This window comes from Pseudomonas izuensis (genome assembly GCF_009861505.1).
Classification (GTDB): Bacteria; Pseudomonadota; Gammaproteobacteria; order Pseudomonadales; family Pseudomonadaceae; genus Aquipseudomonas; species Aquipseudomonas izuensis.
This window is the reverse complement of sequence record NZ_WTFT01000004.1, coordinates 261769-281740: the sequence shown is the minus strand read 5'-3', so window position 1 is coordinate 281740 and position 19972 is coordinate 261769. Positions and strand designations below refer to the sequence as shown.

The 19972-nt window shown below is 59.8% G+C and carries 14 protein-coding genes and 1 pseudogene; 11 read left to right on the top strand and 4 right to left on the bottom strand.

Annotated elements, in window-relative coordinates; translation table 11 throughout:
• The first annotated feature begins 309 nt into the window (after positions 1-309).
• Together thiI and typA are read left to right on the top strand one after the other, a co-directional pair.
• On the top strand, positions 310-1764 hold the full coding sequence (gene thiI / locus GPL81_RS04260) for a tRNA uracil 4-sulfurtransferase ThiI (protein ID WP_160105324.1): 1455 nt from the start codon (positions 310-312) through the stop codon (positions 1762-1764).
• Positions 1765-1903: 139 nt separating this feature from the next.
• Positions 1904-3724 carry a translational GTPase TypA gene (gene typA / locus GPL81_RS04255; protein WP_096513849.1) on the top strand — a complete coding sequence of 607 codons (1821 nt, stop codon included), beginning with the start codon at positions 1904-1906 and terminating at the stop codon, positions 3722-3724.
• A gap of 216 nt (positions 3725-3940) precedes the next feature.
• On the opposite strand, the gene GPL81_RS04250 is transcribed toward typA, so the two are convergent.
• Positions 3941-4378, bottom strand: a complete 438-nt coding sequence (locus GPL81_RS04250) for a YkgJ family cysteine cluster protein (RefSeq protein ID WP_096513848.1) — start codon at positions 4376-4378, stop codon at positions 3941-3943.
• A gap of 257 nt (positions 4379-4635) precedes the next feature.
• Between GPL81_RS04250 and GPL81_RS04245 the strand changes: the two genes are divergently transcribed.
• The 5 genes from GPL81_RS04245 to GPL81_RS04225 all read left to right on the top strand — a co-directional run bounded on the left by GPL81_RS04245 (position 4636) and on the right by GPL81_RS04225 (position 13729).
• Positions 4636-7086: a glycogen/starch/alpha-glucan phosphorylase gene (locus GPL81_RS04245; protein WP_160105323.1), complete on the top strand. Its 2451-nt coding sequence runs from the start codon at positions 4636-4638 to the stop codon at positions 7084-7086.
• 158 nt (positions 7087-7244) lie between these two features.
• Positions 7245-10454 (top strand): DUF2339 domain-containing protein, encoded by a 3210-nt coding sequence (locus GPL81_RS04240; protein WP_160105322.1) that lies wholly within the window; start codon positions 7245-7247, stop codon positions 10452-10454.
• Positions 10451-11821, top strand: a complete 1371-nt coding sequence (locus tag GPL81_RS04235) for a DUF3999 domain-containing protein (protein ID WP_160105321.1) — start codon at positions 10451-10453, stop codon at positions 11819-11821. Before GPL81_RS04240 ends, GPL81_RS04235 begins: the two co-directional genes overlap by 4 nt.
• A gap of 291 nt (positions 11822-12112) precedes the next feature.
• Positions 12113-13123, top strand: coding sequence for a class 1 fructose-bisphosphatase (locus tag GPL81_RS04230; protein WP_096513844.1), 1011 nt, complete (start codon positions 12113-12115; stop codon positions 13121-13123).
• Positions 13124-13126: 3 nt separating this feature from the next.
• Entirely contained in the window at positions 13127-13729 is a 603-nt protein-coding gene (locus GPL81_RS04225; protein ID WP_160105320.1) for a DUF924 family protein, read from the top strand.
• 118 nt (positions 13730-13847) lie between these two features.
• Here GPL81_RS04225 and GPL81_RS31895 read toward each other — a convergent pair whose 3' ends face one another.
• On the bottom strand, positions 13848-14612 hold the full coding sequence (locus GPL81_RS31895) for a methyl-accepting chemotaxis protein (RefSeq protein WP_372237735.1): 765 nt from the start codon (positions 14610-14612) through the stop codon (positions 13848-13850).
• Between the two features lie 93 nt (positions 14613-14705).
• Positions 14706-15728, bottom strand: a pseudogene (locus tag GPL81_RS31890) (HAMP domain-containing protein); the annotation flags it as partial.
• A gap of 293 nt (positions 15729-16021) precedes the next feature.
• Between GPL81_RS31890 and GPL81_RS04215 the strand changes: the two are divergent.
• Positions 16022-16276 carry an outer membrane protein assembly factor BamE gene (locus tag GPL81_RS04215; RefSeq protein WP_096513841.1) on the top strand — a complete coding sequence of 85 codons (255 nt, stop codon included), beginning with the start codon at positions 16022-16024 and terminating at the stop codon, positions 16274-16276.
• A 31-nt stretch (positions 16277-16307) separates the two neighbouring features.
• A complete protein-coding gene (locus GPL81_RS04210; protein WP_096513840.1) occupies positions 16308-16877 on the top strand; it encodes a lipocalin family protein in 570 nt (189 codons plus the stop codon).
• A 107-nt stretch (positions 16878-16984) separates the two neighbouring features.
• Here the strand turns inward: GPL81_RS04210 and GPL81_RS04205 are convergent, their stop codons facing one another.
• The gene (locus GPL81_RS04205) at positions 16985-18349 is read right to left on the bottom strand and encodes a formimidoylglutamate deiminase (protein WP_160105318.1); all 1365 of its coding nucleotides are present in this window, start codon (positions 18347-18349) and stop codon (positions 16985-16987) included.
• A gap of 146 nt (positions 18350-18495) precedes the next feature.
• Here GPL81_RS04205 and hutC point away from each other — a divergent pair, with 146 nt between their 5' ends.
• Both hutC and GPL81_RS04195 read left to right on the top strand, forming a co-directional pair.
• Entirely contained in the window at positions 18496-19206 is a 711-nt protein-coding gene (gene hutC / locus GPL81_RS04200; RefSeq protein ID WP_170948611.1) for a histidine utilization transcriptional repressor HutC, read from the top strand.
• On the top strand, positions 19203-19772 hold the full coding sequence (locus GPL81_RS04195) for a HutD/Ves family protein (RefSeq protein ID WP_160105317.1): 570 nt from the start codon (positions 19203-19205) through the stop codon (positions 19770-19772). The genes hutC and GPL81_RS04195 overlap by 4 nt, the downstream gene beginning before the upstream one ends.
• The last annotated feature ends 200 nt before the right edge of the window (positions 19773-19972 follow it).

Here is a 19972-nt window from a genome sequence, read left to right as displayed (position 1 = left end):
AGGGCTGGTAGTGGATGCCCTTAAATGTTTGTGATGCCGGCGCGAATACTCTGCCAAGGCAACCTGCCTCACAAGGGAGCAAATTGCATGCCAGTGCCCCAGCATGGGTTTTTTGCCCCAATTTCACGCTTATAGAGGTGCAACGCGTCTTAAAGCCGAAAATCTCGCCCCTTAATGTAGCGTCGAAATCGAAAAATGACCTGTTTTGGTGCGTGCAAAACCTTCTGTACATTAACTGGTTAAACCTTGAGCAATTTCCGCTATAATCCGCGCCCCCCTTTTTCGGCAGGCCTCGCGCGCGCTGTTTCCATGAAATTAATCGTAAAAGTCTTCCCAGAGATCACCATCAAGAGCCGCCCGGTACGGATGCGTTTCATCCGCCAGTTGGCCAAGAACATCCGTGCCGTGCTCCGCGATCTGGACCCGGCTGTGGTGGTGAATGGCGTGTGGGACAACCTCGAGCTGGAAACCCGCGTCAGCGATCCCAAGGCCCTGAAGGAGATGGGCGAGCGCCTGAGCTGCATGCCGGGCATCGCGCATTTCCTGCAAATCGACGAATACCCGCTGGGCGATTTCGACGACATCGTCGAGAAGTGCAAGCAGCACTACGGTGATGCACTGGCCGGGAAGATCTTCTCGGTGCGTTGCAAACGCGCCGGCAAGCACCCATTTAGCTCGATCGATATCGAGAAATATGTCGGCAGCCAGTTGCGCCGTCAGTGCGGTGCCGCCGGGATTGACCTGAAAAAGCCTGAAATCGAAGTCCGCATCGAAGTTCGCGACCAACGGTTGTTCGTGATCCACAGCCAGCACAATGGCATCGGCGGTTATCCGTTGGGCGCGCTGGAGCAGACGCTGGTGCTGATGTCCGGCGGCTTTGACTCCACCGTTGCGGCCTACCAGATCATGCGTCGCGGCCTGATGGCGCACTTCTGCTTCTTCAACCTGGGCGGGCGTGCCCACGAGCTGGGCGTGATGGAAGTCGCGCATTTCATCTGGAAGAAGTACGGCAGCTCCCAACGCGTGTTATTTGTCAGTGTGCCTTTCGAAGAAGTGCTGGGAGAAATTCTCGGCAAAGTCGATAACAGTCATATGGGCGTAGTATTGAAGCGTATGATGTTGCGCGCTTCCTCCGAGATTGCCGATCGACTGCACATCGAAGCGCTGGTGACCGGTGAGGCGATCTCCCAGGTGTCGAGCCAGACGTTGCCGAACCTGTCCGTGATCGACTGCGTGACCGACAAGCTGGTCTTGCGCCCGCTGATCGCCAGCCACAAGCAGGACATCATCGACACGGCCAACGAAATCGGCACTGCTGATTTCGCCCGGCACATGCCGGAGTACTGCGGGGTCATTTCGGTCAATCCGAAAACCGCTGCCAAGCGCTACCGCGTGGAGCACGAAGAGAAAGAATTCGACATGGCTGTCCTTGAGCGAGCGCTCGAGAACGCCAAGCTGGTGCCGATCGATCGCGTGATCGATGAATTGGGCCAGGACTTGCAGATTGAAGAAGTCAGCGACGCGCTGGCCGGTCAGATCGTCATCGACATCCGCCACCCGGATGCCGCCGAGGATGACCCGCTGGAGCTCGCTGGTATCGAGGTACAAACGATGCCGTTTTATGCACTGAACGCTCGTTTCAAGGAACTGGACCCTACTCGCCAGTACCTGCTGTATTGCGACAAAGGCGTGATGAGTCGCCTGCATGCCCACCATTTGCTCAGTGAGGGGCATGCCAATGTGCGCGTTTATCGACCGAGCTAAGTGCCCGGGGCTGTTTGCCTGTGGCCTGCGTCACCGGCCCCCCGATGCCACCGTCAAGCTGTAACGGCTTTCACGGACGCTACTGTTAATCGCTGCCAAGACTTGTCAGCACACCGAATCCTCTGATCGAGATACACAAGTGATCGAAAATCTACGCAACATCGCCATCATTGCCCACGTTGACCATGGTAAAACCACCCTGGTAGACAAACTCCTGCGTCAATCCGGCACCCTGGAGCGCAACGAGCTCAACGACGAGCGCGTGATGGACTCCAACGACCAGGAAAAAGAGCGCGGTATTACCATTCTGGCGAAAAACACCGCCATCAACTGGAACGGCTACCACATCAACATCGTGGACACCCCGGGCCACGCCGACTTCGGCGGTGAAGTAGAGCGCGTAATGTCGATGGTCGACTCCGTTCTGCTGCTGGTTGACGCTCAAGACGGCCCTATGCCGCAAACCCGTTTCGTGACCAAGAAGGCGTTCGAAGCCGGCCTGCGTCCGATCGTGTGCATCAACAAGGTTGACCGTCCAGGCGCGCGTCCGGACTGGGTTCTGGACCAGATCTTCGACCTGTTCGACAACCTGGGTGCCACCGAAGAACAGCTGGACTTCAAAGTCGTCTACGCCTCGGCCCTGAACGGTATTGCCGGTCTGGACCACAACGAAATGGCTGACGACATGACCCCGCTGTACCAGTCGATCGTCGACAACGTACCGGCGCCGGCTGTTGACCGTGACGGTCCGTTCCAGATGCAAATCTCCGCACTGGACTACAACAGCTTCCTGGGTGTTATCGGCGTTGGCCGTATCGCTCGTGGTCGCGTCAAGCCGAACACTCCGGTTGTGGCTATCAGCGCCGACGGCAAGAAGCGCAACGGTCGTATCCTGAAGCTGATGGGTCACCACGGTCTGCACCGTGTAGACGTTGAAGAAGCTGCAGCAGGCGACATCGTGTGCATCAGCGGTATGGACGAGCTGTTCATCTCCGACACCCTGTGCCAGCAGGACACCCCGGAGGCGATGAAGCCTCTGACCGTTGACGAGCCAACCGTTTCCATGACCTTCCAGGTCAACGACTCGCCTTTCTGCGGTAAAGAAGGCAAGTTCGTGACTTCCCGTAACATCAAGGAACGTCTGGACAAAGAGCTGCTGTACAACGTTGCACTGCGCGTTGAAGAAGGCGACTCGGCTGACAAGTTCAAGGTTTCCGGCCGTGGTGAGCTGCACCTCTCGGTACTGATCGAAACCATGCGTCGCGAAGGCTTCGAAATGGCTGTAGGCCGTCCGGAAGTGATCATCCGTCTGGTTGACGGCGTGAAGCACGAACCGTACGAAAACGTCACCATCGACCTGCCGGAAGAATCCCAGGGCAAGGTGATGGAAGAGATGGGCCTGCGTAAGGGCGACCTGACCAACATGGTGCCGGATGGCAAGGGCCGTGTACGTCTGGAATACAACATCCCTGCTCGTGGTCTGATCGGTTTCCGTAACCAGTTCCTGACCCTGACCAACGGTGCTGGCATCCTGACCTCGATCTTCGACCGTTACGACGTGATGAAGTCCGGCGACATGTCCGGCCGTCAGAACGGCGTTCTGGTTTCGGTTGAAACCGGCAAGGCACTGACCTACTCCCTGGAAACCCTGCAGGCACGTGGCAAGCTGTTCGTTGAACACGGTCAGGAAATCTACAACGGTCAGATCGTTGGTCTGAACAGCCGTGACAACGACCTGGGCGTTAACCCTACCAAGGGCAAGAAGCTCGACAACATGCGTGCTTCGGGTAAAGACGAAACCATCGCTCTGGTTCCACCTGTTCGCTTCACCCTGGAACAGGCTCTGGAATTCATCCAGGACGACGAGCTGTGTGAAGTGACGCCTAAGTCCATCCGTCTTCGCAAGAAGATCCTGGACGAAAGCGAGCGTACCCGCGCTGCCAAGAAAGCCAAGGCGTAAGATTTAGCCAGGCTTAAAAAAACGCCCCCGGTCGAGAGACCGGGGGCGTTTTTGTTTGTCTGGGGTTTATGCGGTGTTTGTGCCGGCCTCATCGCTGGCAAGCCAGCTCCCACAGGTATTATGGGTGTTCACACAATTTGTGTTTCACCTTGAACCCTGTGGGAGCTGGCTTGCCAGCGAAGGCGGCCGATTAGCCGCCGAAAATCTTGGGATGTATCAGAACCGCTCGATGGAGCGCGAATTGCGCTCGCGCTCCACTTCCTTGGGCTTATAAGCGCAATACCCCGGCCGCGGCCCGATTTTCGGGTGATTGCGGCAAGTGTCCGGGCGCTTTTCATAAATAGTGCACAGACGGCTCTTACGATCCAGGTAGTAGCAATCGTTGTTGCTCATGCGCTGGAGGGTGAAGATGCCCGATTTCTGGTTGAAGCGTTCGACCAACCCTTCCTTCTGCAGGCGCTTGGCGATGTTCTTCGGTGGATCGCCCAGCTCGAATTCGTCGACCACGCCGATACGGACCAGATCCTTGATCTTTACTTCCACTGGCAGCGTGCAGCAGCTGGAGATGCACGAGCCGCACATAGGGGCCGAATACTTGGCCCAGGTATCGAGACGGTCGATCTCGGCTGCGGCAATCAGGTTGGGCTTCATCATCGAGGGTTTTACCAGGCGTATGCATCAGGGCGCGCGATCATACCGGGACTGGTGGATTTTTGAACAACCTTTCGCCAGATTTTTTCTGCATCGCCCAACGAACCGCTAATCCGGCACGGCCCCTGCATTGATTGATGTAACCGACAATGAATTGCCGACCCGATTCGCATAACTGGAAAAACTGCCGAACCAGAGCCTCTACCGCCTGTCAGACCGTCTAGGCTCAGACAACTCCAAGCTCGCTCGAGGTCCTATCGATGACTCAAGAACCACTTGTTCGCGAAGCAGAGGTGGCCGCATTCCGCGACGCCGTCCTGACCAAACTCACCTATGCGGTGGGCAAAGACCCGGATCACGCTTTCGACCATGACTGGTTCGAAGCCATTGCGCTGGCGGCGCGTGATCACATGGTCGAGCACTGGATGGACCACACGCGGCAGATCTACCGCAAAGGTCAGAAGCGCGTTTATTACCTCTCCCTGGAATTCCTCATCGGCCGGCTGCTCTACGACAGCCTGAGTAACCTCGGCCTGCTTGACGTGGCGCGCGAGGCCATGACAGAGCTCGGTGTCGACATCGAGCGTATTCGCCTGCTGGAGCCAGACGCGGCGCTGGGTAATGGCGGCCTCGGTCGTCTGGCGGCCTGCTTTTTGGAAAGTATGTCGACCCTGGGTATCGCCGGTCACGGTTATGGCATTCGCTACGAACACGGGTTGTTCCGTCAGGCGATCGTCGACGGCTGGCAACAGGAACAGACCGAGCACTGGCTGGATTTCGGCAATCCATGGGAGTTCGAGCGACCGGAGGTGGCTTACCGGATCTGCTTTGGCGGCAGCGTCGAGACCGTGACCGATGACGCCGGCAAGTCCAGGCAAGTCTGGCACCCGGCGGAAACCGTCAGGGCCATTGCCTATGACACACCGGTGGTCGGTTGGCGCGGGGCGAGCGTGAATACGTTGCGTCTGTGGCGTGCGCGGGCCATGGAAGACTTGCACCTGGAGCGTTTCAACGCCGGTGACCACCTGGGGGCGGTCGCCGAAGTTGCCCGGGCCGAAAGTATCTCGCGGGTACTGTATCCGGCAGACAGCACAGAGGCAGGCCAGGAACTGCGCCTGCGCCAGGAATATTTCTTCGTCGCCGCGTCCCTGCAGGACTTGCTGCGCCGCCATCGCAACATGCACACCTCGGTGCTGACCCTCGGCGACCACGCAGCGATCCAGCTCAACGATACCCACCCTTCGATTGCCGTGGCCGAGCTGATGCGTCAATTGGTCGACGTCTATGACGTGGCCTGGGACGCGGCGTGGCAGATCACAGTCGATACGCTGTCCTACACCAACCACACGCTGCTGCCCGAAGCCCTGGAAACCTGGCCGGTCGGCTTGATGGAGCGCATGTTGCCCCGGCACATGCAGATCATTTACCTGATCAACGCACAGCACATCGATTCGCTACGGGCCAAAGGCATCCATGACTTCGACGTGCTGCGCGCGGTGTCGCTGATCGAGGAGGACAATGGCCGTCGCGTGCGCATGGGGAACCTGGCGTTCCTTGGTTCCCACAGCGTCAACGGCGTGTCCGGATTGCATACGCAACTGATGCGCAAAACGGTGTTCTCCGAACTCCACAAACTCTACCCGGAACGTATCAACAACAAGACCAACGGCATCACCTTCCGCCGCTGGCTCTATCAGTCCAACCAGGAATTGACCTCGATGCTGGTCGATGCCCTTGGGCCGGAAGTGCTGGACAACCCCGAGGAGTGCTTGCTCGCTCTGGAGCCGTTTGCCGAGAAGACCGCGTTTCGCAAGGCCTTTGCCGAACAACGACTGCACAGTAAGAAGGCCCTGGCCCATATCATTCATGAACGGCTGGGTGTGGCGATCAATCCGGCGGCCATGTTCGACGTGCAGGTCAAACGGATCCACGAGTACAAACGCCAGTTGCTCAACCTGATGCACACAGTGGCGTTGTACCAGGCGATTCGCGCCGAGCCGGAAATCGACTGGGTGCCGCGGGTGAAGATCTTTGCCGGCAAGGCGGCGGCCAGTTATCACCAGGCCAAATTGATCATCAAGCTGACCAACGACATCGCCCGGGTGGTGAACAACGACCCGACCGTGCGCGGCCTGCTCAAAGTGGTGTTCCTGCCCAACTACAACGTCAGCCTGGCGGAGAGCATCATTCCGGCGGCAGATTTGTCCGAACAGATTTCAACCGCCGGCTTCGAAGCGTCAGGGACCAGCAACATGAAGTTCGGTCTCAACGGTGCGTTGACCATCGGTACGCTGGACGGTGCCAACGTGGAAATGTGCGAGCGCATCGGCGCCGAGCATATGTTCATCTTTGGTCTCAGCGCCCAGCAGGTTGAAGCACGCAAGCAGAACCACGAGTTCAACGCGGTGCCGGACATCGCTGCATCACATCGGCTCAATGACGTGCTGCAGGCGATCCGCAGCGGGGTGTTCTCGCCCGATGATCCGTCGCGTTACACCGGGCTGATCGATTCACTGGTGGACTACGACCGCTTCCTGGTTTGTGCCGACTTCGATTCCTACTGGAACGCACAGATGCGGGTCGAGGCCCATTGGCATGATTCCAAGGAATGGTGGCGTTCAGCGGTGTTGAACACGGCGCGGATGGGGTGGTTCTCGTCAGACAGGACGATTCGCGAGTACGCCACGGATATCTGGAAGGCGTTGGGGTAAGTCTCTGATCGGATCCCTATACTAGGCGCGCCGGAAAAAATCGCAGCCTTCGGCAGCTCCTACAGGAATGCACAATCCCTGTAGGAGCTGCCGAAGGCTGCAATCTTTTTGGGGCTGCTTACGCTAATCTTTCTGGATTGCGCTTAGGGATATCGACCATGCAATGGATGTTCATGCTGATTGGCCTGGTGCTGGGCTGGATACTCGATGAGTCGTTCAGCGATGCGCTGCTGGGTGCGCTGCTCGGTCTGGCGATTGGCCAGGCCATTCGCATCGGCCGGTTGGCATCGCAGGCCGGTGAGCAACGTCGTCTGCTGGAGCAGGCGCAGGTGGCGCTGCAGGGGGTCGAGCAACGGTTGGCCCTTCTGGAAATGCCGGGCGTCACCGTTCCTGAAGCCAGTGAACCTGTTGTCAGCGAAACCGTGGTAGTTCCGGACGCCGTTGTCGCGCATCCCTCTGTCGAACCCACAGAGTTGATCTGGGAACTCCCGCCCGAACTCGATTCCACTGCCGAAGCCATCCGTCCGCTACCCATCGATCCCTGGAAACCGCAGCCGGCCGCCCGCGAACCGCAGCAACCCGCCATCCCGCGCGGTCCGAATGTCTTCGAGCGTGCCATCAGCGCTGCCCGCGGGTGGCTGTTTGGCGGTAACACTGTATTGCGGGTCGGCGTGGTGCTGTTGTTCCTCGGTCTGGCTTTCCTGCTGCGCTATGCCACCGAAGGCATGGTGGTGCCGATCGAGTTGCGTTACGCCGGTGTCGCGGCGGCGGCGCTGGGGCTGCTCGGGCTGGGTTGGTGGTTGCGGGCACGCAACAACAACTACGCCTTGATGCTGCAAGGTGCCGGGGTCGCTGTGTTGTACCTGACGGTGTTTGCAGCGATGCGCCTGCATCCGTTGCTCGACCCTTCAGCGGCGTTTGGCATTCTGGTGGCAATCACGGTGTTCTCGGCGATTCTCGCCGTGACCCAGGATGCCATCGGGTTGGCGGCCGCTGCCGCACTGGGTGGCTTCGCCGCACCGATACTCGCCTCCACTGGCAGCGGCAGCCACATCGCACTGTTCAGTTACTTCGCCCTGCTCAACGCCGGCATCCTGGCCATTGCCTGGTTCAAGGCGTGGCGCTTGCTGAATGTCATCGGCTTTGTCGGCACCTTCGGCATCGGCTTCGCCTGGGGCTTGCGTTCCTATGCACCGGAGCTGCTGTGGAGCACCGAACCGTTCCTGATCCTGTTCTTCCTGATGTATCTGGCCATCGGCCTGCTGTTCTCCCGGCGCAAGCTGCTGGAGAGGAGCGATGCGCCCGAGGGTGACAGCCGCGAAGCGCTGTTGCGCTGGTCGGCGCGCCAAGGTGATTACGTCGACGGCACGCTGCTGTTCGGTCCGCCGTTGGCGGGTTTCGGGTTGCAGTTCGCCCTGGTGCATCATCTGGAGTTCGCTGCTGCGTTCAGTGCCTTGGCGCTGGGCATGATCTACATGGGGCTGGCCCGTTTGCTGATGGGTGGCCGCGCAATGCTGCTGGGGGAAACCTGCCTGGCCTTGGGGGTGATTTTCACCAGCCTGGCGATCCCGCTGGGGCTGGATGCGCGCTGGACGACCGCCGCATGGGCAGTGGAAGGCGCAGGGATTTTCTGGCTCGGCCTGCGCCAGCAACGGTCGTTGGCCCGGGCCTTTGCCCTGTTGCTGCAACTGGGTTCGGCGCTGGTGTTTCTCAGCGAGCTGCGCAGCGGCGAGGGCAGCCTGCTGGACGGCACTTCACTGGGCGCGTTGATGCTGGGTGTCGCACTGTTGTTCAGTTTCTACCAATTGCACAAAGCGTCGCCTGAGCAAACCAGGCTCTGGGAGCGCCGAGGCATCCCGGTTTTGGCCTGTCTGGGCCTGGCGTTCCTCTATTTGCTGGCGCCACTGTTTTTCTTTAGCCACGGCACGGTGATCAGTTGGGCCGTGGCCGGGTTGGTGACGTTGTTCGTCAGCCTGCGTCTCGCGTCGCGGGCCGTGTTGTTCTGCGCCCTTGCCGTGCAATTGTTGGGTGGCGCGTTGTTCCTCGCATCGTGGCCGCTGTCCAGTGAAGCGTTGCGGCCATTGGCCCATGGCGCGTTCTGGGCACCGCTGATGCTGGGGCTGACTGCGTTGGTGGGCGCCTGGCGTTTGCAAATCGACAATCCTGCCATGGGGTTTGGTCGTTTGAGTTTGCAGCGTTTGTCCCGGATATCGCTGGTGTGGGGTGCGGTCTGGTGGGCGCTGGCGTGGGCCAGTGAAGTGCTGCGCTTTGCGCCGTTACCGCTGCAAGCGACGTTGTTGCTGATTGTCGTGGCCGTGAGCGTTGCGCTGTGGACGGTATTGGCGCTGCGTCTGAAATGGCCGTCGCTGGGGTTGCTGTGCACGGTGCTGGTACCCGCTGGCGCACTGGTGTTGCTGGGGGCCTGGCATTCGCGTTATCACCCGGCCGCCCAATTTGGCTGGCTGGTCTGGCCGGCGCTGTTCGGGGTGCATTTCGTCTCCCTGCGGCGCCTGGCGTCGATGTTGCCAACGCTGGCATTGAGTGCTGCTCATGTACTCGGCTGCTGGCTGTTGATCGGGGTGCTAGCCCTGGAGTTGCGTTACGGCTTGTTGCAGTTGTCCGAGCAATACAACGCCTGGCGCTGGTTGGGCTGGGCCATTCTGCCAAGCCTGTATCTGGTGCTGATGGCCGCACCCCGCGCCTGGCCGTGGCCGGTGTCGTCTTATGCCCGCGAATACCGCCTGTACGCCGCTGCGCCGCTGGCGTTGTTGATGCTCGCCTGGTTCTGGTTGGCGAACGTCTTCAGTAACGGCGCAGCCGAACCGTTGCCTTACGTGCCGCTGGTCAACCCACTGGAATTGGGTCTGATGTTTGCGTTGTTCGGTGTTTATGTCTGGTCCCGCAGTGTCGTGGCCCAGCTTGGGGTGGGCAGGGAATTTGCAGCTAAAGCCATACCAGCAATCACGGGTGTCTCGCTCTTCGCGTTCTTCACGGCATTGGTCATGCGCACGGCGCACCAGTGGAGTGGTGTGCCGTTCGAGCTCGATTCGCTACTTGAATCCATGCGGGTGCAGGCTGGCCTGTCTATCGTCTGGACCTTGATGGCCCTGAGTCTGATGATCGGCGGTCATCTGCGTGGCCGTCGCGAGATCTGGTTGATGGGTGCCGCGCTGATCGGCGTGGTCGTGGCCAAACTGTTCTTTGTCGAATTGAGCAACCGTGGCGGGCTGGCGCGGATCGTGTCGTTTATTGGCGTTGGCGTGTTGTTGCTGGTGGTGGGTTATTTTGCCCCGTTGCCGCCCAAACGCATCGAGGTTGAGTCGGTCCCTGAAAAACCGGCCCCGAAAACCGAAGGAGTGTCGTCTTGAATCAGAAGCTGAACCTGGGCTGGTTGGGCGCTGTTGCGATGGGCATGGCGCTGGCAGTCGGCGCTCAGGAAAAACCGGCGGATTTCACCACACAGGTACCGTTGTCGGTGAGCGGCGAAGGCCCTTGGTATCGCCTTGAGTTGCCCCTGGCGGTGCAACTGAATGCGCGGCAGACCGACCTCAGCGATGTTCGCGTGTTCAACGCTGTCGGCGATGTGCAGGCCTACGCGCTGGCCCGGGAGACCGCCCGGATCGACGAAAATCGCACGCTGACCGACGTCAAATGGTTTCCGCTGTACAACTCGGTGGACGACACCGAGCGCGCACCGAGCATACGGGTGCAATCGAGCGCCAATGGCACGCTGGTTGAAGTTCAGCCATCCACTCAGCTGGAAGTAGGCGAAGAAGAGTTGCGTGGCTGGCTGCTCGACGCCAGCGCTATCAAGGCGCCATTGCAGCAGCTGGTTCTCGACTGGACCAGTGAACGTGACGGTTTCCAGCGGTTCAGCATCGAGGCCAGCGACGATTTGCAGCATTGGCAGCCCTGGGGCGAAGGGCAAGTGGCGCGGTTGACCCTTGCCGATGAACGGGTCGAGCAACATGAAGTCGGTCTACCGGGGCAGTCGGCGCGTTATCTGCGATTGCTGTGGAACACACCGCAAGCGGCGCCGATCCTGACATCGGCGCAACTGCAAAGCGCCAGCCCCCGCAGCCTGCCGCTGCCGTTGGTCTGGTCGCAAGCGTTGGCGGGAAGCGCCGTGAAGGCCGGTGAGTACATCTGGCAATTGCCGATGGGGCTGAATGTCGAGCGCGTTCAGGTCACGTTGGACCAGCCCAACAGCCTGGCACCCGTAGACTTGTCCGGGCGGCGGGAAAGCAGTCTGCCGTGGCAGCCGTTGAGCAGTGGATTACTGTATCGCCTGACCCAGAACGGCCAGGATGTGGTGCAGAACGAGTTGCAGTTATCGGGACAAACCGTGCAGCAGCTTAAGTTAGCGGTGGACGAGCGTGGCGGTGGGTTAGGGACGCAGGCACCCACGCTGAAATTTGCCGTGCGCGCTACGCAACTGGTGTTTCTGGCGCGGGGGCCCGGTCCTTATACGTTGGTGCTGGGCAATTCGACGGTCAAGGCGGCAAGCCTGCCATTGTCGACGCTGATCCCGGATTACAGCGCGGCGAAACTGGCGACATTGGGCAAGGCTTCGGTCGGTGGCGGGGCGATGGTGACCCCGGTCGTTGCGCCCGTACCGGCACAGGTTGGCACCGACTGGAAGAAATTTGGCCTGTGGGCGGTATTGCTGCTCAGTGTGCTGGCCCTGGCGGCGATGGCGTTCAGTCTGCTGCGTAAACCGCCAGCCAACTCCTGAGAATGGCTGGCGCTGCGCGCCAGATCGCGGGCAAGTCGAATCGTCGCACCGCCGCTCCCACAGGTACAGCGCTGTCCTTGTGGGAGCGGGCTTGCCCGCGATAGCGGTCGATCAGCCGACAAAGATGCTGCAATGACCACTACTCTTTGACCCACATTCGGTCCATTTCCATCTACGCTCATCCCCGCGCATGAACTCTCTTCGACCGATCACGTCTGATAGGAGGAAATGCGCACCGACTCGCGCTAAACTGCGCGGGTTTTTAGCCCCCCCATTTCTCCGGAGCCTTCCATGTCCCGCGTTACCTTGAGTCGCTATTTGATTGAGCAGACCCGCAGCAACAACACTCCTGCCGATCTGCGCTTCCTGATCGAAGTGGTGGCGCGTGCTTGCAAGGAGATCAGCCACGCCGTTTCCAAAGGCGCCCTGGGCGGTGTTCTGGGCAGCATGGGTACTGAAAACGTCCAGGGCGAAGTGCAGAAGAAGCTCGACGTACTCTCTAACGAAATCCTGCTTGAAGCCAACGAATGGGGCGGTCACCTGGCCGGCATGGCGTCCGAAGAAATGGACAATGCCTACCAGATCCCGGGCAAATACCCGAAAGGCGCTTACCTGCTGGTATTCGACCCGCTGGACGGTTCGTCGAACATCGATATCAACGCCCCGGTCGGCACTATCTTCTCGGTGCTGCGCTGCCCGAACGAACACCTGAGCCAGAACGAAGCGCTGAATGAAAAAGCCTTCCTGCAGCCAGGCACCCAGCAGGTTGCCGCCGGTTATGCCATCTACGGCCCTCAGACCATGCTGGTGCTGACCTTGGGCGACGGTGTCAAAGGCTTCACCCTGGACCGTGAAATGGGCAGCTTCGTACTGACCCACGAAGACATCACCATTCCTGAATCCACCCAGGAATTCGCGATCAACGCATCCAACCAGCGTCACTGGGAGGCGCCGGTACAGCGTTACGTCAGCGAACTGCTGGCAGGCGACGCAGGCCCGCTGAAAAAGAACTACAACATGCGCTGGGTTGCGGCGATGGTCGCGGACGTGCACCGCATCCTGACCCGTGGTGGCCTGTTCATGTACCCACGCGACAGCCGCGAGCCATCCAAGCCGGGCAAGCTGCGCCTGATGTACGAAGCCAACCCGATGTCGTTCCTCGTCGAACAAGCGGGCGGCGCGTCCACCGACGGCCACCAGCGCATCCTCGACATCCAGCCAGAAGGCTTGCACCAGCGTGTAGCGGTGTTCCTCGGCTCGAAGGAAGAAGTTGCACGCGTCACGGCGTACCACAAGGAGTAAATCATGATCGCGCCCTGGCAGCCGTTGCTCGAATGGTGGTTCGGAAACTGCGAATCATCGAAGGAAGTGGCGGCGCAAAAGGGCACGTTATGGTTCGGCAAGCGTGACAGCCAGGACCTCGAAGCGCGTGAGCGCTTCGGGGGCCAGGTCGAGCAGGCCCTGGCCGGCGGTTTGACCGAGTGGGCGCAATGTCCCGAAGGTTGGCTGGCCCTGGTGCTGTTACTCGATCAATTGCCGCGCATGCTCTTTCGCGATACCCCCAAAGCCTTTTCCGGTGACATCAGGGCCCAGGCACTCGTTGCTCAAGGCATTGCCGCAGATTTCGATCGGCAACTGCAGCCGATCCAGCGGGTGTTCATCCTGCTGGTGTTCGAGCACTGCGAAAACCTCGAAGTGCAAAACGAATGCATCTCTCGCTACATCGAACTGCTGGAGCAACAACCGGAAAGTGACAGGGCGCTGTTTGCCGACTATCTGGACTATGCCGAGAAGCATCAGCGAGTGATTGCGCAGTTTGGACGGTTTCCGCATCGCAATGCGGTGTTGGGGCGGGAGAGTACGGCGCAGGAGTTGGAGTTTCTTTCGAAGCCGGGGTCTCGCTTCTAGTTTTTTGTTGTTGCTGATGCCGCCATCGCGAGCAGGCTCGCTCCTACAAGGGGTTTGTGAACGACACAGATCCACTGTAGGAGCGAGCCCTGCTCGCGATGAGGCCTTCAAGAGCGCCTTAGATCCTGAAACTACCCACCAGATGCTTCAACCGCGCCGCCTGCTGCTCAAGGTCGGCACACGCACGCAAGGTTGATTGCAGGTTCTCCACGCCTTCCTGGTTCAGGGTGTTGATCTCGGTGATGTCGACGTTGATCGATTCCACCACAGCCGTCTGTTCTTCCGTCGCCGTCGCCACGGACTGGTTCATGCCGTCGATTTCGCTGATGCGCTGGGTCACGCTGCCCAGGCGTTCACCGGCCTGGTTGGCGATACCGACGCTGCTTTCACTGTGACGCTGGCTCTCGGTCATGGTGCCCACGGCTTCGCGGGCGCCGATTTGCAGCTCCTCAATCATCTTCTGCACTTGCTGCGCCGAATCCTGGGTGCGGTGAGCGAGGTTGCGCACTTCATCGGCTACCACCGCAAACCCGCGCCCGGCTTCACCCGCACGCGCGGCTTCGATGGCGGCGTTGAGGGCCAGCAGGTTGGTCTGCTGGGAGATGCTGGTGATCACTTCCAGAATCTGCCCGATGTTGACGGTGTTGCTGTTGAGCGTTTCGATATTGCCGCACGAGTCGCTGATCTTCGCCGATAGCTGGTGCATCGCCGAGATGGTGTTATCCACCACCTGCTGACCCTCTTCGGCCAGGGCGCGGGCATCGCTCGAATGCTGGGAGGCGAGGGCGGCGTTCTGGGCGATTTCCTGGGCGGCGGCGCCGAGTTGGTTGATGGCTGCGGCGACGCTACTGGTGCGTGAGGCTTGCTGGTCGGAGTTGAACATCGACGAGTTGGACGCCGCCACTACACGCAGTGCCACTTCGTTGACCTGACCGGTGGCCGAGGACACCTCGCGAATCGAGGTGTGAATACGTTCTACGAAACGGTTGAACGACATCCCCAGTGCACCGAATTCGTCGTGACCGTGAATGGTCAGGCGTTTGGTCAGATCGCCTTCGCCTTCGGCGATGTCGTGCATGGCACGACCCATGGTCAGCAATGGCTGCATCAGGAAACTGATCAGCATGCCCAGCAGGGCGATGATGATCACCACCGCAATGACCATGGCAATGATCGCCGAGGTGCGGAATTCGCTGAGCATCGAGAAGGCGGTGTCCTGGTCCAGCACCAGTGCCACATACCAATCCGCCGACGGCACGCCATTGACGTGGGTGAAGGAAATGAACTGGCGTTTGCCGTCGATCTCGACTTCCTTCATGCCCGGGCTGACTTTGGGCGCACCGTTGGGGTAGGCGTCGGTCAGGGTCTTGAGCACCAGTTTGCTGTCGGGGTGGATCAGGATCTTGCCATCGGCGCCGACGATGAAGGCATGGCCGTGACCACCGAAATTCAGCGAGTTAATGATCGCGCTGACGCTGGACAGGTCAATGTCGGCGCCGGCAACGCCGATCATCTGGCCCTGGCGCTGCACCGGGGTTGCAACGGTAATCACCAGCTTGCCCGAAGACGCCGCGATGTACGGTTCCGTGACGATGGTCTGCTGCGCGCTGTTGGCCGCCTTGTACCAGCCACGGGCGCGCGGGTCATAGTCCGCCGCGCGGTTGCCCGCCGGGACCGAAAACATCACGCCATCGGTGCCGCCGAAGTAGCTCAGCTGGAAGTTGCCGGTATAGGCAGGCAGGTCGATGGCGCGTTTCAGGCTGGCCGGGGCGCTGCCATCCACAGCGATCTGCTGGGACAGCGATTGCAGCAACTGGATGCGGCTTTCCAGCCAGGTCTGAATGTTACTGGTGGTCAGGCTGCCGAGTTCCTGCATCGAGGCTTCGGTGCTGCTACGCAACGTCTCGCGCTGGCGATAGTCGTTGAACAGGATGAAACAAGCGAATGCGACAACCACCACGAGGGCGGCAGCCAACAGGATTTTGTGGCTGAACTTCATGTTTCTGGTCATTAAGTGAGCTACCGCGAAAAGGCGTGTCGACAAAAGGGGGCAATGCCACGGAATAGAGCATTGCGCTGCCTTTTATTTCGACTGAATGGCGCCAAAGATTAGGCGTTTTTGACGAAACCCGACGAAATGTCCAATAGCCTTACAAAGTGGTTGATTATTCGCGGGAAGGCAGACGAGCGGCCCTATAAATACCCTGCCATCCAGGGAACCAGAAACGGGTTTGCTCTTCTAAGGTTCTGCTTGGCAGCCATGCCAATCCCCTTCGCCCCTGGAGTTTCACCATGTCGCTGCGATCCATCGCCTTGCTTTCGTTCTGCGTGTTGTTGGCTGCGTGCAGCAAGATCAATCAGGAAAACTACTCGAAACTCTCTTCCGGCATGACCAAGACCGAGGTTGAAACCTTGCTGGGCAAACCGGCCGACTGTTCGGGTGCGCTCGGCATGTCCAGTTGCACCTGGGGCGACAAGAACAGCTTTATCAGCGTGCAGTATGCCGGTGACAAAGTGCTGATGTTTTCCGGCCAAGGCCTGAAGTAAACCGGGGCCACGCGCCCGCGGGAGAAAAACAATGAAGCGGTTATTGATGATGCTTTTTGCCAGCCTGGTATTGGCTGGCTGTGCCACTTCTGGCCAGGATCCGTTGGCGCCCAAAACCGTCAACAGCGTCAACCTCAAGCGCTACCAGGGTACCTGGTACGAGTTGGCCCGTATGCCAATGTACTTCCAGCGCGACTGCGCGCAATCCGAAGCTCATTACACACTCAAGCCCGATGGCAACGTGGCGGTATTGAACCGCTGCCTGACGCCACAGTGGGAGTGGGAAGAGGTCAAGGGTACGGCTTATCCGCAGGTGCCGGGTAAGTCCGATAAGTTGTGGGTGGAGTTCGACACCTGGTTCTCCCGGCTGATTCCGGGTACGGCGAAGGGCGAATACTGGGTGTTGTACGTCAGCGATGACTACAAGACCGCCATTGTCGGCGACCCGAGTCGTCGGTACCTGTGGTTGCTGTCACGCACCCCGACCGTCAACGGTGTCGTGCGTGAAGAATTGCTGAGCAAGGCACGTCAGCAGGGCTATGACACCACGCGGCTGATCTGGCGGGCGTCGGATACGCAGATGGCGAAGACTTCGAACTGATTGCAAAAATCCCTGTAGGAGCGAGCCTGCTCGCGATGGTGTGTCAGACACATTTATGTCCCTGATACTCCATCGCGAGCAGGCTCGCTCCTACAGTTGTTTTTGTGTCAGCCTAAAAGTTCGCGCAGGACCTGGGTGAAAGCCCGGTTGCTTTCTTCTTCTGCCGCATGCCGGCCATCACGCACAACCCACTGGCCATTGACCAGAACATCGCGCACCTGACGATCACCACCGGCAAACAACCACCGGTTCAGGATCCCGTCACCGCTCGCCGTCGCCAGATACGGATCGTTGCCATCCAGCACCAGCCAGTCCGCACGCTTGCCAACCTCCAGCGCACCAATCGGCTGACCCAGCGCCTGGGCTCCGCCATCCAGCGCCGCGTCGAACAAGGTACGGCCGACCATTGGCTGATCCGCACCATACAAGCGATTGCGCCGCTGATCGCGCAGACGTTGGCCGTATTCCAGCCAACGCAGTTCCTCCACCACGCTCAATGACACATGGCTGTCGGAACCGATGCCCATGCGCCCACCTTGGGCGAGGAAGTCCACCGCCGGGAAAATCCCGTCGCCCAAGTTGGCCTCGGTGGTCAGGCACAGGCCGGCGATGGCGCGACTCTTGGCCATCAGCGTGACTTCTTCCGGGTTGGCGTGGGTGGCGTGGACCAGGCACCAGCGTTGATCGACCTCGGTGTTTTCGTACAGCCATTGCAGCGGACGACGACCGCTCCAGGTCAGGCAGTCGTCGACTTCTTTCTGTTGTTCGGCGATATGAATGTGCACGGGGCACTGCTTGTCGCTGGCCGCCAGCACTTCGCTGATCTGCTGCGGCGTTACTGCACGCAGCGAGTGGAAACACAGGCCCAGCGACTGGGCCTTCTGCTGAGCGAGCAGGGGTTGCAGGCGCGATTGCAGCTTGAGGTAGTTCTCGGTGCTGTTGATAAAGCGACGTTGGCCGTCGTTCGGGGTCTGGCCGCCGAAACCGGAGTGGCTGTAGAGCACTGGCAGCAGGGTCAGGCCGATGCCGGCGGCGCTGGCGGCCTGGCTGATACGCAAGGCCAGTTCGGCCGGGTCAACGTAGGGTTGGCCGTTACTGTCGTGGTGGACGTAATGAAATTCCGCCACCGAGGTGTAACCGGCCTTGAGCATTTCGATGTACAGCTGACGGGCGATGACGCCCAGTTGTTCCGGGCTGATTTTTCCGACGAGGCGATACATCAAGTCGCGCCAGGTCCAGAAACTGTCATTCGGATTGCCGGCCACTTCCGCCAGCCCGGCCATGGCCCGCTGGAAGGCGTGGGAGTGCAGATTCGGCATGCCCGGCAGCAGCGGGCCGCTCAACCGCTCGGCGCCATCTGCATGGGAATCGGCCTGGATATGGGTCAATACGCCATCGGCGCTGACCTCAAGACGTACATTGTTGGCCCATCCACTAGGCAGCAGCGCGCGTTCGGCAAAGAAGGCGGACATGGTTCAGCACCCCATCGTGTGTTATTTGTATATACATATACAGACGTTTGCCTGCCCGGTAAACTCCGGCAAGCTAGCAACATCACCTAAACGACCAAGGATTAACCGTGCCGACTCCGCCTCCAGTCTCTCCGTTGGCCGCGAACATGGGCGACAGTCCGGCGCCCTTGTACGCCCGCGTCAAACAAATGATCACCCAGCAAATCGACAGTGGAAACTGGCCGCCGCACTACCGCGTTCCGTCGGAAAGCGAGCTGGTCAGCCAGTTGGGTTTCAGCCGCATGACCATCAACCGCGCCCTGCGCGAGATGACCGCCGACGGCCTGTTGGTGCGTATGCAGGGCGTCGGCACCTTCGTCGCCGAACCGAAAAGCCAGTCCGCGCTGTTTGAAGTGCACAACATCGCCGACGAAATCGCCTCCCGTGGTCATCGCCACACGTGCAAGGTCATCACCCTCGAAGAAGAGGCCGCAGGCTCCGAGCGCGCCCTGGCCCTGGACATGCGTGAAGGGCAGAAGGTGTTCCATTCGCTGATCGTGCATTTCGAAAACGATATTCCGGTGCAAATCGAAGACCGTTTCGTCAACGCCCTGGTGGCGCCGGAATACCTCAAGCAGGACTTCACCCTGCAAACGCCTTACGCCTACTTGAACCAGGTCGCGCCGTTGACCGAAGGCGAGCACGTGGTCGAGGCCATCCTGGCTGAGCCCTCCGAATGCAAGTTGCTGCAGATTGAAAAGGGCGAGCCGTGCCTGCTGATTCGCCGGCGTACCTGGTCCGGTCGCCAGCCCGTGACCGCCGCCCGTTTGATCCATCCCGGTTCCCGTCATCGTCTGGAAGGTCGGTTTCATAAATGATTGATACAAAGGTTTTACGCGCAGTTGATTACCCGCGCATGCCGTGGAAGAACGGCGGCGGCAGCACTGAAGAAATCACCCGTGACGCCGGTACCGGCCTGGATGGCTTCGGTTGGCGTCTGTCGATTGCTGACATCGGTGAGTCGGGTGGCTTTTCCACCTTCGCCGGTTACGAGCGGATCATCACCGTGCTGCAGGGTGAGGGCATGACCTTGTCCGTGGATGGACAGGTTACGCGGCCATTGTTACCCATCGATCCGTTTGCCTTCAGTGGCGAGAGCCAAGTCTCCTGCACCTTGCTCGGCGGGCCGATCCGCGATTTCAACCTGATTTACGCACCGCAGCGTTATAGCGCTCGGTTGCAATGGCTGGATGGCGAGCAGCGATTTTTCAGTGAGACCGGGACGCTGCTGGTGTTCAGCGTCAGCGATGCGCTGGAGGTGAAGGTTGGTAACAGTGCTTCGCAGCTGGGGCGTCATGATTGCCTGCAACTTGTCGGTAACACTGGCCTGCTGGAAGTCTCCAGTAACGGCGCCTGCTGCGTGATCGAACTGTCCGCACGCTGATACACCACCCTTGTAGGAGCGAGCTCTGCTCGCGAAAAAACCAAGGGCACCGCTGGGCATCTGGCTCCACGCGTTATCGTTCACGACCATCGCGAGCAAGCTCGGCTCCTACAGGGGGCCATGTTTGCCCGCGATATTGTTTTATCCCTCAGATCGTTTCCCTCCGCGCACCACTTTGTTACCGAACGCCCCAGCGTGGC